Raw genomic sequence first — 15,008 nt, forward strand, 5'->3', positions numbered from 1 at the left:
GGGTCTCAGTCTCCCAGGCGGTGGTCGGGGGCCACCTCGCCCAGGGCGGCGAGGAAGGCGTCGGTCTCGGCGGGCGTGCCGGCGGTGACCCGCAGCCAGCCGGGGATGCCGACGTCGCGGACCAGCACGTCGCGGTCGAGCAGCGCCTGCCAGGCCGCGGGCGCGTCGGCGAACCGGCCGAACAGGACGAAGTTGGCGTCGCTGGGCACGCTGGTCAGGCCCAGCGACGGCAGCGTGGCGACGATCCGGTCGCGCTGGTGGCGGACCGCGTCGACGGTGGCCAGCAGCGCGTCGGTGTGGGCGAGCGCGGCCCGCGCCGCGGCCTGGGTGAGCGACGAGAGGTGGTAGGGCAGCCGGACGAGCTGGACGGCGTCGACGACGGCGGGGTCGGCGGCCAGGTAGCCCAGCCGCAGCCCGGCCATGCCGAACGCCTTGCTCATCGTGCGGCTGACCACCAGCCGCGGCCGGCCCGGCAGCAGGGTCAGCGCCGACGGGGTCCCGGTGCGGGCGAACTCCGCGTAGGCCTCGTCCACCACCACCACGCCCTCGGTGGCGTCGTGGACCCGCTCGATCGTCTCCAGCGCCACCGCCGTCCCGGTGGGGTTGTTCGGGCTGGTCACGAACACGACGTCGGGGCGCACCTCGCGCACCTGGGCGACGGCCTGCGCGGCGTCGATGGTGAAGTCCGCGCGCCGGTGCCCGTCGACCCACGACGTGCCGGTGCCGGCGGAGATGATCGGGTGCATCGAGTACGACGGCGTGAAGCCCAGCGCCGTCCGCCCCGCCCCGCCGAAGGCCTGCAGCAGCTGCTGCAGCACCTCGTTGGAGCCGTTGGCCGCCCACACCTGCGCCGGCTCGATGCGCTCCCCGCCGCGGGACAGGTAGGCGGCCAGGTCGGCGCGCAGCGCGACCGCGTCCCGGTCGGGGTAGCGGTTGAGGTCCACCGCCGCGTGCCCCAGCGCCTCGCCGAGCGTGGCCAGCAGCTCGTCGGGCAGCGGGTGCGGGTTCTCGTTGGTGTTGAGCCGGTGCGTGACCTGCAGCTGGGGGGCGCCGTAGGGCGTGCGGCCGCGCAGCTCCGGCCGCAGCGGGAGCTCGTCGAGGGTGGTCACGACTGCTGGCGGACCCGGACGGCGGCCGCGTGCGCGGGCAGGTCCTCGGCGTGGGCGAGCGCGTCGACGTGCCCGGCCACCGCGGCCAGCGCCTGCTCGTCGTACTCGACGACGTGGATGCCGCGCAGGAACGTCTGCACGGACAGGCCGCTGGAGTGCCGGGCGCAGCCGCCGGTGGGCAGCACGTGGTTGGAGCCGGCGATGTAGTCGCCCAGCGACACCGGCGACCAGGCGCCGACGAACACCGCGCCGGCGTTGCGCACCCGCAGCGCCACCGCGCGGGCGTCCCGGGTCTGGATCTCCAGGTGCTCGGCGGCGTAGGCGTCGACCACGGCGAGGCCGGCGTCGACGTCGTCGACCAGCACGACGCCGGACTGGCTGCCGTCGAGCGCGGTGAGGATGCGCTCGGAGTGCTTGGTGGCCGCGACCTGCGCCGGCAGGAGGTCGAGGACGGCGTCGGCGAGCGCCTCGCTCGTCGTCACCAGGACCGCGCCGGCCAGCGGGTCGTGCTCGGCCTGGCTGACCAGGTCGGCGGCGACGTGCACCGGGTCGGCGGTGTCGTCGGCGAGGATGGCGACCTCGGTGGGGCCGGCCTCGGAGTCGATGCCGATCAGCCCGCGCAGCAGCCGCTTGGCGGCGGTGACGTAGACGTTGCCGGGACCGGTGACCAGGTCGACCGGCTCGCAGGCGCCCGCGCCGTAGCCGAAGACGGCGATCGCCTGCGCGCCGCCGACCGCGTGCACCTCGGTGACGCCCAGCAGCGCGCACGCGGCCAGCACGCCGGGGTCGGGCAGCCCGCCGTTGTCCCGCTGCGGCGGGGAGGCGACCGCGATCGACTCGACGCCGGCGATCTGCGCCGGGACGACGTTCATCACCACGCTGGACAGCAGCGGCGCGAGCCCGCCGGGCACGTAGAGGCCGACCCGGCGCACCGGCACCCACCGCTCGGTGACCGTGCCGCCGTGCACCACCTGGGTGGTCACGTCGGTGCGGGCCTGGTCGGCGTGCACCGTCCGGACCCGGGCGATCGACTCCTCCAGCGCGGCGCGCACCGCCGGGTCGAGGCCGTCGAGGGCGGCCTGCAGCGCCGCGGGCGGGACGGTGAAGTCCTCGGCGTCGACGCCGTCGAGGCGGGCGGTGATCTCGCGGACCGCCTGCGCGCCGCGGATCCTGACGTCCTCGCACAGCGGGCGGACGGTGGCCAGCACCGAGTCGATGTCGGTGGCGGCGCGGGGCAGCAGGCCGGCCAGGTCGCGGACCCCCGGCAGCGCGGAACCGCGCAGGTCGATGCGGGCGAGCACGGGGACCTCCGGGGAGAGTTCGGGGAGAGCCCCAGGGTAGTAGCGGCGGCGCCGTCCCTCGTCACCGCCGCCGGGGCGGCCCCCGCGCCCGTACGCTCGCGGCGTGGGTGACCTCGTCCCGCTGTTCCCGCTCGGGTCGCCGCTGTTCCCGGGGATCGTGCTGCCGCTGCAGGTGTTCGAGCCCCGGTACCGGGCCCTGGTCCGCGACCTGCTGGCCCTGCCCGAGGACGGCGGCGGCCGGCGCTTCGGCGTGGTCGCGATCCGCCAGGGCTGGGAGGTCGAGCGGGTGGCGCCGGCCGAGGCGCTCTACGACGTCGGCTGCACCGCGGAGCTGCAGGTGGTGCGCCCGCAGCCCGACGGCGGGTTCCGCCTGGTGACCGTGGGCGGCGACCGGTTCCGGCTGCTCGACGTCGTCGTCGGCGGCGAGGACGAGGAGGACAAGCCCTACCTGCAGGCCGAGGTGGAGTGGCTGACCGACGAGGAGGCCGCCGAGGAGGCGGCCGGTGACCAGGAGCAGGTGCTGGGCTCCCCCGCCGCCGGGCTCGACGAGGGCCTGGTGCGGGAGGTGGCCAGCGGGTCGCTCGGCGTGCTGGAGCGCGGCGTCGGCGGCCTGTTCACCCGCTACGTCGCGGCGGTCGCGGCGCTGCAGACCGGCCGCGAGGAGACCGCCGCGGCCGGCGCGGCCGAGGAGCTGGCCGGCGCCGAGGCACTGCTGGAGGCGGTGGCCGGCGACCCCCGGGCGCTGTCCTGGCTGGTCGCCTCGGCGGCCCTGCTGACCACCGAGGACCGCCAGGCGCTGCTGGCCGAGTCGGCCACCCGGCGCCGGCTGGCGGCCGAGGCCCGGCTGCTGCGCCGGGAGCTGACCCTGCTGGAGACGGTGGGCGCGGTGCCCGCGCCGCTGCACCAGTTCGCCGGCCCGCTCGGCCTCAACTAGGACCCGGGGCCGGGCGTGGGCGGGGACCCGGCACCGCCGGCCGGGGACGCGGGCGGCGAGCTGCTCGCCGGGGGCAGGACGTCGCCCGGCGTCGTCCGCGTCGGGGACACGGTGCGCCGCCCGGTCCGCCGCTGGACGACCACGGTGCACGCGGTGCTGCGGCACCTGGAACGGGTCGGCTTCCCCGGCGCGCCCCGGGTGCTCGGGTTCGACGACGCGGGCCGGGAGGTGCTCGGTTGGCTGGCGGGCGAGGTGGCCGGCGAGGCGCCGTGGCCGGCGTGGGTGTCCTCGGACGAGGCCCTGCCCCAGGTCGGCGCCTGGCTGCGGCGGCTGCACGACGCGACGGCCGGCTTCGTGCCGCCGGAGGACGCGGTGTGGTTCTCCGGCCGGCCCTGGCGACCGGGCCTGGTCGTCGGGCACCACGACGCGGCGCCGTACAACGCGGTCTGGCAGGAGGGCCGGCTGGTCGGGTTCGTCGACTGGGACCTCGCGGGGCCCTCCTCCCGGGAGTTCGACCTCGCCTGGTCGGCGCTGCTGTGGGTGCCGCTGCTCGCCGCGGGGTCCGCGTGGCCCGTCGTCCCCCGTCCGGTGGCCGAGCGCCGCCGGCGCCTGCACCTGCTGTTGGACGGCTACGGGTACGGCGAGGACCGCTCCGCGCTGCGGGCAGCGGTGCTCGCGCGCGCCCGGCGCAACGCCGAGGTGACCCGCCGGCTCGCCGACGGCGGCGACCCGGTCTTCCAGGCGCTCCGCGGCCAGGCCGACGACCTCGACCGGTCGGCCCGGCAGGTGGACGGGCTCCCGGGGTCCTTCTGGCGGCGCCCCGCCGCGCGGTCCTGACCCCGCGCCACGAGCCGTGCGCGCGGCGCCCGTCGCGGGGGACGCCCCCGGCCGGGCTCAGCGGACCGGCACGCCGTCCGCGGTCGGTCCGGGCCGGGGGGCGCCGGGCGTCTCCGCGGTGCCGCGGCCGAGGTCGTCGCTGCTGGCGAACAGCGCGGCGACGACGTAGACCAGCAGCGCGCAGAACGGCGCGACCGCCAGCGCGGGCAGCGAGGACAGGTCCAGCCCGGTGGTCACCCGGGCGCCGACGTCGGCCAGCTGCGCGGCCGTGGGACCGGGCGCCAGCCCCTCCCCCAGCTGCCAGGCCAGCACCCCGGCCAGCGTGGTGCCCAGCGCCGTCGCCAGCAGCCAGGCCACACCGCGGCGGCGGCGCACCGCCCAGGCTCCCCCGCCGGCGAGCAGCCCGAGGCCGGCGAGGACGAGCACCAGGACCGCGTCGTCGCCGACCAGCAGCTCCGCCGAGGGCCGCCCGAGCGGCACCGCGCCGCCCTCGACGACCTCGAAGCGGGCCCGCGGCGCCAGCCACAGCCACAGCAGCCCCGCCGGCAGCCCGGCCAGCGCCAGCAGCCCGGCCCACACCACGGCGCCGCGCAGGTCCGAGCGCAGCTCGGCGCGCCAGGCCGCGTGCCGGGCCGGGGCCGCGGCGGCGGGCGCGTGGGTGCCTGCCGCGCCGGCCGCCGTGCTGCCGGCCGCCGCGACCACCGCCGGGACGACCGTGCCGCCGTGGGCCGGGCCGCCGCGGGACACCCCCGGGCCGTCGGGGAGCGGGGAGGGACTGCTCACAAGCCCCAGTGAACCCGCCCGGCCGGGACGACGCTCACAGGAGCGCGACGCTGGTGGGCCCGAGCAGCGCCTTGATGTCGCCCATCAGCGCCGTGCTCGGCCGGACCCGCAGCCCCTGGTCGAGCCGCAGCACGGTCTCGCGGCCGTTGTTGAGCAGCTTGAGGTGCACCTCGGTGGTGCCCGGGTGGCTGCCGAGCACCTCGCGCAGCCGCTCCACCACCGGCGGCGTGCAACGGGCCGCGGCCATCGACACCAGCACCGGCCCGCGCGGGCCCTCGGTGAGCTCGGGGATGCTCACCTCCGAGCCGAACAGCGAGGGCTGGTCGTCGCGGCGGCTGATCCGGCCCTTGACCACGACGATCTGGTCGCGGACCACCTTCTCCGAGACCTCGGCCCAGGTCTTGGGGAAGAACAGCACCTCGATGCCGGACTCCAGGTCCTCCAGCGTCGCGATCGCCCACGGCGCGCCCTGCTTGTTCGTGCGCGGCGCGACCGCGGTGAGTATGCCGGCGATGGTGACGTTCGCGCCGTCCTCCACGCCGCCGGCGTTGATCTCCGCGATCGGGGTGTCGGCGTTGGCCGCCAGCACGTGCTCCACCCCGTGCAGCGGGTGGTCGGACACGTAGAGGCCGAGCATGTCGCGCTCGAAGACCAGCCGCTCGGACTTCGACCAGTCCGCCGTCGGGACGGCGACGTCCAGCGCGCCGCCGAACGGGTCGTCGCCGCCGCCGTCGCCGTCGCCTCCGAAGCTGCCGAACAGGTCGAACTGCCCCTCGGCCTCCTTGCGCTTGAGCGACATGGCGGCGTCGACGGCCTGGGCGTGGATGGCGGCGATGCCCTGCCGCGAGTGGCCGAGGGAGTCGAACGCGCCGGCCTTGGCCAGGGACTCGATCACCTTCTTGTTGCAGGCGACGGTGTCGATCTTGCGCATGAAGTCGGCGAAGTCCTTGAACGCGCCCTTCTCCTCGCGCGCCCGGACGATCGAGTCGACGACGTTGGTGCCCACGTTGCGCACCGACGCCAGGCCGAAGCGGATGTCGGTGCCGACGGCGGTGAAGTCCCAGGAGGACTCGTTGACGTCGGGCGGGAGCACCTTGATGCCCATCCGCCGGCACTCGGCCAGGTAGATGGGCCGGCGGTCCTTGTCGTCGCCGACGCTGGTGAGCAGGCCGGCCATGTACTCGGCCGGGTAGTTCGCCTTGAGGTACGCCGTCCAGTAGCTGACCAGGCCGTAGGCGGCCGAGTGCGCCTTGTTGAACGCGTAGTCGGCGAACGGGACGAGGATGTCCCACAGCGTCTTGATCGCCGCGTCGGAGTAGCCGCGCTCCTTCATTCCGGCCTCGAAGCCGACGAACTCCGCGTCGAGGACCGACTTCTTCTTCTTGCCCATGGCGCGGCGCAGCAGGTCGGCCTTGCCGAGGGAGTACCCGGCGACCTTCTGCGCGATCGCCATGACCTGCTCCTGGTACACGATCAGGCCGTAGGTGCCGCCCAGGATCTCCTCGAGCGGCTCGGCCAGCTCGGGGTGGATCGGCGTGATCTCCTGCTGGCCGTTCTTGCGCAGCGCGTAGTTGGTGTGCGAGTTCGCGCCCATCGGGCCGGGCCGGTAGAGCGCGCCGACGGCGGAGATGTCCTCGAAGTTGTCCGGCCGCATGAGCCGCAGCAGCGAGCGCATCGGCCCGCCGTCGAACTGGAAGACGCCGAGGGTGTCGCCGCGGGCCAGCAGGTCGTAGGTGGCCTTGTCGGTGAGGTCCTTGCTGATCTCGTCGAGGTCGATCGGCTCCTTGCCGTTGAGCTCGATGTTGCGCAGCGCGTCGTCGATGACCGTGAGGTTGCGCAGGCCGAGGAAGTCCATCTTCAGCAGGCCGAGCGTCTCGCAGGTCGGGTAGTCGAACTGCGTGATGATCGCGCCGTCGGCCTCGCGCCGCATGATCGGGATCGAGTCGATCAGCGGGTAGCGGCCGATGATCACGCCGGCGGCGTGCACGCCCCACTGGCGCTTGAGGCCCTCCAGCTTGCGCGCCTGGTCGACCACCTCGGCCGCGCCCGGGTCGGACTCGTAGCGGGCGCGGAACTCCGCGGCCTCCTTGTAGCGCGGGTGGGCCGGGTCGAACACCCCCGACAGCGGGATGCCCTTGCCCATCACGTCCGGCGGCATGAGCTTGGTGAGCTCGTCGCCCACGGAGTAGGGCCGGTCGAGCACGCGCGCGGCGTCCTTGATGGCGGCCTTGGCCTTGATCGTCCCGTAGGTGACGATCTGGCTGACCCGCTCCTCGCCGTACTTCTGCGAGACGTACTGGATGACCTCGCCGCGGCGGCGGTCGTCGAAGTCGATGTCGACGTCGGGCATCGAGACGCGCTCGGGGTTGAGGAACCGCTCGAAGATCAGCCCGTGCGCCAGCGGGTCGAGGTCGGTGATGCCCATGGCGTAGGCGGCCAGGGAGCCCGCGGCCGAGCCACGGCCCGGGCCGACGCGGATGCCGTTGTCCTTGGCCCAGTTGATGAAGTCGGCGACCACGAGGAAGTACCCCGGGAAGCCCATCTGGGTGATGATCCCGACCTCGTAGTCGGCCTGCTTGCGCACGTGGTCGGGGATGCCGCTCGGGTAGCGCTTGTGCAGGCCCCGCTCGACCTCCTTGACGAACCAGGAGGTCTCGTCCTCCCCCGGCGGCAGCGGGAACCGGGGCATCAGGTCGGCGCCCTCGGTGAACTCCACCTCGCACTGCTCGGCGACCAGCAGCGTGTTGTCGCACGCCGCGGCGAGCTCACCGGGGAACAGCGCCCGCATCTCCTCGGCGCTCTTGAGGTAGTAGCCGTCGCCGTTGAACTTGAAGCGGTTGGTCTCGTTGAGCCGCGCGCCGGTCTGGATGCACAGCAGGGCGTCGTGCGCCTCGGCGTCCTCCTTGCGCGTGTAGTGCAGGTCGTTGGTGGCCAGCAGCGGGATGCCGAGCTCCTGCGCGATCTGCATGAGCTGCGGGCGGGTCTTCTGCTCGATCGTCAGGCCGTGGTCCATCAGCTCGGCGTAGAAGTTCCCCTTGCCGAAGATGTCCTGGAAGTCGGCGGCGGCCTGCCGCGCGCGGTCGTACTTGCCCGCGCGCAGCCACATGTTGACCTCGCCCGACGGGCAGCCGGTGGTGGCGATGAGGCCGGCGCCGTGGCGCTCGAGCAGGTCGCGGTCGAAGCGCGGCTTGCGGTACTGGCCCTCGAGGCTGGCCATCGAGGAGATGCGGAAGAGGTTGTGCATCCCCTCGGTGGTGCGGGCCAGCAGCGTCATGTGCGTGTAGGCGGCCTTGCCGCGGGAGGAGCCACCCTCGCCGTCCTCGTCGACGAGGTTGTCGCCGAAGTCGAACGGCGCGCGGTCGAAGCGCGAGCCGGGCGTGTAGTAGCCCTCCATGCCGATGATCGGCTTCACGCCGGCGGCCTTGGCCTGCTTGTAGAAGTCGTAGGCGCCGAACACGTTGCCGTGGTCGGTCATCGCCAGCGCCGGCATGCCGTACTCGGCGGCGGCCTTCGTGACCTCGGGCAGCTTGGCCGCCCCGTCGAGCATCGAGTACTCGGTGTGGGTGTGCAGGTGCACGAACGAGCTGGTCGCTGCTCGATGGCCTGGGCTGCTCACGGTGCTGCGGCGCTCCTCACGGGTCGTGCTGGCCCAGCCGTCGGGTGCTCCGGCGGGCGACCGGCGGGGAAGACCGGGCGGTGCGGTGCGACGGACCGACGGCGGCCCGGGCCGGTGCCGTCGATCCTCGCACTGGCGCCTGTCTACGCCGAGGGTCTGACAGGACGTGTCTCGGCCTCGGAGCACGGCTGCCGCGGTCCGCGTGCGCAGCGTCACAGCCGGCGGCGGCGGGGGCTACAGCCGGCGGCGCATCGTCACGTGGCGGATGCCGGCCTCCTCGTACTCGCCGCCCACCGCGGTGTAGCCGGCCCGCTCGTAGAAGCCGCGGGCGCCGACCTGGGCGTGCAGCTCCACCTCGGGCAGGCCACGGGCCGCAGCCTGCCGGTGCAGCTCGGCGAGCACCGCGGCGCCGTACCCGCCGCCGCGGGCGGCCGCGTCGACCGCCATCCGGCCGACCACCGCGCGCCCGCCGCGCTCGAGCAGCCGGCCGGTGGCCACCACCCGCCCGGCGGGGTCGAGGGCGACGGCGTGCACGGCGGTGGCGTCGGCGGCGTCCTGCTCGACCTCGGGCGGCACGCCCTGCTCGTCGACGAAGACCCGGGTGCGCAGCGCCACCACCTGCGGCCAGTCCTCGGGGCCCGCCACGCGGGCGGTGGGCCGGGCGGTCACGCGGCCGCTCCCCCGGCCGCGCGGGGCGCGGGCAGCCCGCCGGGCAGCGCCGAGGCCGGCACCAGCAGGAAGCGCAGGTCGACGGCGGCGTGCAGCAGCACGGGCAGCAGCAGCGAGCCGGTGTCGAGGTAGAGCGCGGCGAACACCCCGCCCAGGACGCCGGTGAGCACCACCCCCGGCGGCCCCTGGTAGGCGTGCGCCAGGCCGAAGGCGACCGCCGCGACCAGCACGAGCACCGGCGCCGGGAGGTCCGGGCCGACCGCGGCGACGACGGCGAGGAAGAACCCGCGGTAGAGCCACTCCTCGCAGACACCGGCGGTGACCCCGACGACGCCGAACAGCCGCCGCTCGGCCGTCGTCCGCGGCAGCAGCGCCAAGGTGGCGTGTCCCTCCGGCTCGGCGTGCCGCCCCTCGCCGGGCCGCTGCACCCGCGCCAGCGCGCCGCCGCGCAGCGCGCGCACCGAGACCAGGGAGAGCACCAGCACCAGCACGGTCGCCGTCCCGGTCACCGGGCCCGGCCAACCGGTGGGCCAGGCCAGCCCGACCGCAGCGGCGTCCACGCCCGGGGCGGACAGCCACAGGACGGCGGCGAGCACCGCCAGCCCCCACTCGAGCACCAGCAGCCGCCGGTAGAAGGACTGCCGGGCCGAGCCGTCGGTGCGCAGCCGGCCCTCGAAGCGGCGGTGCAGCACGTGCCCGACGAGCGGCTCGCCGACCACGAGGTAGCAGGCCACGACGACGGCCGACAGCGCCGCCGGCCCGAAGGCGGCGAGCTGGTCGGGCAGCGCGGTCACGGGGCGGCGCTCACCGGGTGACGGCCCCCGCCTCAGGACTCGGCGCGCAGCACGGCCAGCGCGCCGGCCAGGTCGGGCGGGTAGGCGCTGGTGAACTCCACCCAGTGCCCGTCGGCCGGGTGGGCGAAGCCCAGCCGCACCGCGTGCAGCCACTGCCGGGACACGCCCAGCCGGGCGGCGAGGGTGGGGTCGGCGCCGTAGGTGGCGTCGCCGACGCAGGGGTGGCGCATCGCGGAGAAGTGCACCCGGATCTGGTGGGTGCGCCCGGTCTCGAGGTGGACGTCGACCAGGCTGGCGGCGGCGAAGGCCTCGACGACCTCGTAGTGGGTCACCGAGGGCCGCCCCCCGCTGACGACGGCGAACCGCCAGTCGTGCCGCGGGTGGCGGTCGATGGGGGCGTCGATCGTGCCGCGCGAGGGGTCGGGGTGGCCCTGCACCAGCGCGTGGTAGCCCTTGTCGACCGTGCGCTCCTTGAACGCGGCCTTGAGCACGGTGTAGGCGCGCTCGCTCTTGGCCACCACCATCAGCCCGGTGGTCGCGGCGTCCAGCCGGTGCACCACGCCCTGCCGCTCGGGGGCCCCGGAGGTGGAGACCCGGTAGCCGGCCGCGGCCAGCCCGCCCACGACGGTCGGGCCCTCCCAGCCGGGGCTGGGGTGCGCGGCGACGCCGACCGGCTTGTCGACGACCACGACGTCGTCGTCGTCGTGGACGACGGTCAGCCCGGGCACCGGCTCCGGCGCGGGCGGCTCACCCGGCGGCGGGGGCAGCTCGACCTCCAGCCAGCTCCCGCCGGTGAGCCGGTCGCCCTTGCCGCGGGCGCGGCCGTCGACCCACACCTTGTCGGCGTCGGCGAGCTCGGCGGCGACCGCCCGCGACAGGCCGAACAGCCGCGCCAGCGCCTGGTCGACCCGCTGGCCCTCGAGCCCGTCGGGGACCGGCAGCGCCCGGTGCGGGCCGGAGGAGGTCACGGGGTCATCGTCCCAGGCCGCGGCGGTCAGCCGCGGGAGACCGCGTCGTCCCCGCGGTCCGTGCCGTGGGTGCCGCCGCGGGTGCCGCCGCGGGTGCCGTCGAACTCGATCCCGCGCAGCGCCAGCACGGCGCCGAGCACCCCGCCGCAGACGATCGCCGAGTCGGCCAGGTTGAAGATCGGGTAGACCTCGCCGTCGGGGGCGAACACCGAGACGAAGTCGACGACGCCGCCGCGGAGGAAGCCGGGGTCGCGGAACACCCGGTCGAGGAGGTTGCCCACCGCGCCGCCGAGCACGAGGCCCAGGGCCACCGCCCAGCCCAGGGAGGTCAGCCGCCGCGCCGTCCGCACGATCACCACGGCGACCGCCACGGCGATGAGCGTGAACACCACGGTGAAGCCCTCGGCGAAGGAGAACGCGGCGCCGGTGTTGCGCGCCTGGGTGAGGTACACCAGGCCGCCGAGCAGGCGGATGTCGGCGCCGGGCGCGACGGTGGCCACCACCAGCAGCTTGGTGGCCAGGTCGGCGAGCAGGACCAGCGCGGCGAGCACGAGCAGCAGCCGGGTGCGGGGACGGCGGACCGGCGCCGTCGTCCCCTCGGGGACGGCGGGCGGTTGCGCGGGCTGCTCGGTCAGGGCGGGGTCTCCTGCTCGCGGTCGGGGGCCGTGGGGCGTCGTCCGACGATAGCCGCGGCGGGGCCCGCGACCGCCGCAGACACCGGCCGGGCCCGCCACCCGGGGCGCGGGTGAGACATCTCACAGCCCTGCGGACGCATCTCACACCGTGAACGAGGCGTGTCCGGACCGTTTCCCGCCGATGGTCGGAGATGGCACACGTCCACGTCAGGAAGGCAGTCGTGTCCACCGACCTCGCATCAGCCACCGACCCCGACGTCGTCCTCGTCGGCGGCGGCGTCATGAGCGCGACCCTGGCGTCGCTGCTCGGTGTCCTCGCGCCCGAGTGGAGCGTCACCGTGTTCGAGTCCGCGGCCGACGTGGCCGGCGAGAGCTCGGACGCGTGGAACAACGCCGGCACCGGCCACGCCGCGCTGTGCGAGCTCAACTACACGCCGGCCGGCCCCGACGGCCGGGTGGACACCACCAAGGCGCGGGCGATCAACGAGCAGTTCCAGGTCTCGCGCCAGTTCTGGTCGCACCTGGTGCGCACCGGGCTGACCGGCTCGCCCAAGGACTTCATCACGCCGGTCCCGCACGTCGGCTTCGTCACCGGCGAGCAGGGCCGCGACTACATGCGCAACCGGCACGCCGCGCTCTCGGCCGAGCCGCTGTTCGCGGGCCTGGAGTACACCGACGACCCGGCCGAGCTGGCCTCCTGGGTACCGCTGGTGATGGACGGCCGCGACCCGCAGGAGGTCGTCGCCGCGACCCGCTCGGTGGCCGGCACCGACGTCAACTTCGGTGCCCTGACCCGGCTGCTGCTCGCCCAGGGCGAGGCCCGCGGCGTGCAGGTGCACACCTCCCAGCGGGTCACCGACCTCGACCGGATGACCGACGGCCGCTGGAAGGTGACCGTCGCCGACCGGCGGACCGGCGAGGAGCGCACGCTGCGCACCCGGTTCGTCTTCGTCGGCGCCGGCGGCGGCGCGCTGCCGCTGCTGCAGAAGGCCGCCATCCCCGAGATCCGCGGCTTCGGCGGCTTCCCGGTCAGCGGCAAGTTCCTGCGCACCCGCTCCCCCGAGCTGGTCACCAGGCACCAGGCCAAGGTCTACGGGCAGGCCGCCGTCGGCGCGCCGCCGATGTCGGTGCCGCACCTGGACCTGCGCCTGGTCGACGGCGAGTACTCGCTGCTGTTCGGCCCCTACGCCGGCTGGTCGCCGAAGTTCCTCAAGGCCGGGTCGGTGTTCGACCTGCCGCTGTCGGTCAAGCCGAACAACCTGGGCTCCATGCTCGGCGTCGCCCGCACCGAGCTGGACCTGACCAAGTACCTCGTCACCGAGGTGCTGGCCTCCCGCGGCGCGAAGCACCGCACGCTGCAGGGGTTCGTGCCGCTGGCCGAGCAGGCCGACTGGGAGATGATCACCGCGGGCCAGCGGGTGCAGGTGATCAAGCAGGACCCGAGGACCGGCAAGGGCGTGCTGCAGTTCGGCACCGAGCTGGTCGTCGGCGCCGACGGCTCGATCGCCGGGCTGCTCGGCGCCTCCCCGGGTGCCTCGACCGCCGTCTCGGCGATGCTGTCCCTCGTCGAGAGGTGCTTCCCCGACCGGGTGGCCGCCCGTCGCACGGCCCTCGAGGAGGCCATCCCCTCCTACGGCCGCGACCTCTCCCGCGACCCGGCCCTGCTGGCCGCCGTCCGCGAGGAGACCACCCGCACCCTGGAGCTCAACGGCTGAGAGAGGGCCCTCCTGCCCCCCACCCCTCGCACGCTCGGGGCAGGCCCCTGCAGGAGGGCCGACAGCGCCGGGTCCTCGCTCAGTCCGCCTCGGTGGCCGCGCCCTGCTCGCCGCGCCAGGAGGCCAGCCGGCCGGCGCGGCTGACCGCGCGCAGCCGCCGCTCGGCCTCGGAGCGGGAGCGGCGGGCCGACACCAGCAGCGCCTGGTCGCCGCGCATCAGCCGGGTCGTCGCGTCGGGCACGAACGAGCGGCCGTCGCGGACGATGAGCACCACCGCGGCGTCCTCGGGCAGCCGCAGCTCGGGCAGGTAGACGCCGTGCAGCCGGGAGCCCTCGGGCACCCGCATCTGCATCAGCTCGGCGTCGAGCTCCTCCAGCGGCGCGGACTCCACCTGGACGTCGCGGGGCGTCACCGGGGTGGCGATGCCCAGTCGGCGGGCCACCCACGGCAGCGACCGGCCCTGCACGAGGGTGAAGACGACGACCAGCACGAACACCGTGTCGAAGACGAAGGTCGCCCCGGGCACCTGCGCGGTGAGCGGGAAGGTGGCCAGCACGATCGGCACCGCCCCGCGCAGCCCCGCCCAGGAGATGAAGGCCTGCTGCGCCCACGGCATCCGGAACCACACCAGGCTGGCCAGCACCGACAGCGGCCGGGCCACCAGCAGCAGCGCGCCACCGACCAGCAGCGCCGGCCCGATCGCCTCCGGCAGCCGCCCCGGCGACACCAGCAGCCCGAGGAGCACGAACAACCCGATCTGGGCCAGCGACGCCATGCCCTCGGCGAACCCGATCGAGGCGGCCCGGTGCGGCAGGGCGGCGTTGCCGAGCACCAGCCCGCACAGGTACACCGCCACGAAGCCGGAGGTGTGCGCCAGCGTGGCCGAGGCGTAGGCCAGCACGCACAGCGCCAGGGTGGCCAGCGGGTAGAAGCCCGACAGCGGCAACGCCGAGCGGCGCAGCAGCCAGGCGCCGGCGGCCCCGAGCACGACGCCGATCACCGACCCGCCGACCAGCTCGGCCACCACCACGACCGCGGTCAGCCACCAGGACGTCGCCGCGCCGCCGGTCAGCGTGTCGGCCAGGACCATCACCAGCAGGATCACCGGCGCGTCGTTGAGGCCGCTCTCCGCCTCCAGGGCCGCGGCCACCCGGCGCGGCAGCGGCAGCCGGCGCAGCGTGGCGAACACCGCCGCGGCGTCGGTGGAGCTGACGACGGCGCCCAGCAGCAGCGCGAAGGGCCAGTCCACGCCGAGCAGCGCGACGGCGACCGCCGCCGTCGTCGCCACGCTCACCACGACGCCCACGGTGGCCAGCGACAACCCCGGCCCGACGGCGCTGCGGACGTCGCCCCACCGGGTGGTCAGACCGCCCTCGGCCAGGATGACGACGAGCGCGGCGACGCCGAGGGTCTGGGTGAGCGCGTAGTCCTCGAACTGGATGCCCGCGCCGCTCTCCCCCAGCGCGACGCCGAGCGCCAGGTAGAGCAGCAGGCTGGGCAGCCCGAGCCGGTCGGCCAGCCGCAGGGCGATCGCGGCCACCAGCACCACGAGCGCGCCGACGGCGAGGGCGACGGTGACCGTGGTGTTCACCGCCCGCCGCCGATCACGGCGGCAGTCTCTCGTACCCGCGCGCGCCGGCTGCCGCC

General features: G+C 75.3%; 12 protein-coding genes. 3 read left to right on the top strand and 9 right to left on the bottom strand.

Annotation, left to right across the window (positions count from 1 at the left end):
* Positions 1–5: 5 nt before the first annotated feature.
* Complete coding sequence (locus BLQ97_RS16940; protein ID WP_091367185.1) at positions 6–1,109, bottom strand: histidinol-phosphate transaminase; 1,104 nt, start codon at positions 1,107–1,109, stop codon at positions 6–8.
* Entirely contained in the window at positions 1,106–2,410 is a 1,305-nt protein-coding gene (hisD, locus tag BLQ97_RS16945; RefSeq protein ID WP_091367186.1) for a histidinol dehydrogenase, read from the bottom strand. The genes BLQ97_RS16940 and hisD overlap by 4 nt, the downstream gene beginning before the upstream one ends.
* A 103-nt stretch (positions 2,411–2,513) precedes the next feature.
* Here hisD and BLQ97_RS16950 point away from each other — a divergent pair, with 103 nt between their 5' ends.
* Together BLQ97_RS16950 and BLQ97_RS16955 are read left to right on the top strand one after the other, a co-directional pair.
* Positions 2,514–3,344: an LON peptidase substrate-binding domain-containing protein gene (locus tag BLQ97_RS16950; protein WP_091367187.1), complete on the top strand. Its 831-nt coding sequence runs from the start codon at positions 2,514–2,516 to the stop codon at positions 3,342–3,344.
* 15 nt (positions 3,345–3,359) lie between these two features.
* Positions 3,360–4,181: a phosphotransferase gene (locus tag BLQ97_RS16955; RefSeq protein WP_091367188.1), complete on the top strand. Its 822-nt coding sequence runs from the start codon at positions 3,360–3,362 to the stop codon at positions 4,179–4,181.
* A gap of 57 nt (positions 4,182–4,238) precedes the next feature.
* Here the strand turns inward: BLQ97_RS16955 and BLQ97_RS16960 are convergent, their stop codons facing one another.
* From BLQ97_RS16960 to lspA, 6 genes are all read right to left on the bottom strand, one after another.
* Positions 4,239–4,964: an LPXTG cell wall anchor domain-containing protein gene (locus tag BLQ97_RS16960; RefSeq protein WP_175471788.1), complete on the bottom strand. Its 726-nt coding sequence runs from the start codon at positions 4,962–4,964 to the stop codon at positions 4,239–4,241.
* A gap of 34 nt (positions 4,965–4,998) precedes the next feature.
* Positions 4,999–8,580 carry a DNA polymerase III subunit alpha gene (gene dnaE / locus BLQ97_RS16965; RefSeq protein ID WP_245692328.1) on the bottom strand — a complete coding sequence of 1,194 codons (3,582 nt, stop codon included), beginning with the start codon at positions 8,578–8,580 and terminating at the stop codon, positions 4,999–5,001.
* Positions 8,581–8,814: 234 nt separating this feature from the next.
* Positions 8,815–9,249 carry a GNAT family N-acetyltransferase gene (locus BLQ97_RS16970; RefSeq protein WP_091367191.1) on the bottom strand — a complete coding sequence of 145 codons (435 nt, stop codon included), beginning with the start codon at positions 9,247–9,249 and terminating at the stop codon, positions 8,815–8,817.
* Positions 9,246–10,043 carry a CPBP family intramembrane glutamic endopeptidase gene (locus BLQ97_RS16975; RefSeq protein ID WP_091367192.1) on the bottom strand — a complete coding sequence of 266 codons (798 nt, stop codon included), beginning with the start codon at positions 10,041–10,043 and terminating at the stop codon, positions 9,246–9,248. The genes BLQ97_RS16970 and BLQ97_RS16975 overlap by 4 nt, the downstream gene beginning before the upstream one ends.
* Positions 10,044–10,075: 32 nt before the next feature.
* Positions 10,076–11,011 carry an RluA family pseudouridine synthase gene (locus BLQ97_RS16980; RefSeq protein ID WP_091367193.1) on the bottom strand — a complete coding sequence of 312 codons (936 nt, stop codon included), beginning with the start codon at positions 11,009–11,011 and terminating at the stop codon, positions 10,076–10,078.
* A 26-nt stretch (positions 11,012–11,037) separates the two neighbouring features.
* A complete protein-coding gene (gene lspA, locus BLQ97_RS16985; protein WP_091367194.1) occupies positions 11,038–11,562 on the bottom strand; it encodes a signal peptidase II in 525 nt (174 codons plus the stop codon).
* A 305-nt stretch (positions 11,563–11,867) separates the two neighbouring features.
* Here lspA and mqo point away from each other — a divergent pair, with 305 nt between their 5' ends.
* Positions 11,868–13,361, top strand: coding sequence for a malate dehydrogenase (quinone) (gene mqo / locus BLQ97_RS16990; RefSeq protein WP_245692329.1), 1,494 nt, complete (start codon positions 11,868–11,870; stop codon positions 13,359–13,361).
* Positions 13,362–13,440: 79 nt separating this feature from the next.
* On the opposite strand, the gene BLQ97_RS16995 is transcribed toward mqo, so the two are convergent.
* Positions 13,441–14,952, bottom strand: a complete 1,512-nt coding sequence (locus BLQ97_RS16995) for a potassium/proton antiporter (protein WP_091367196.1) — start codon at positions 14,950–14,952, stop codon at positions 13,441–13,443.
* Positions 14,953–15,008: the final 56 nt, after the last annotated feature.

The sequence above is a fragment of the Geodermatophilus telluris genome, assembly GCF_900102745.1.
Classification (GTDB): Bacteria; Actinomycetota; Actinomycetes; order Mycobacteriales; family Geodermatophilaceae; genus Geodermatophilus; species Geodermatophilus telluris.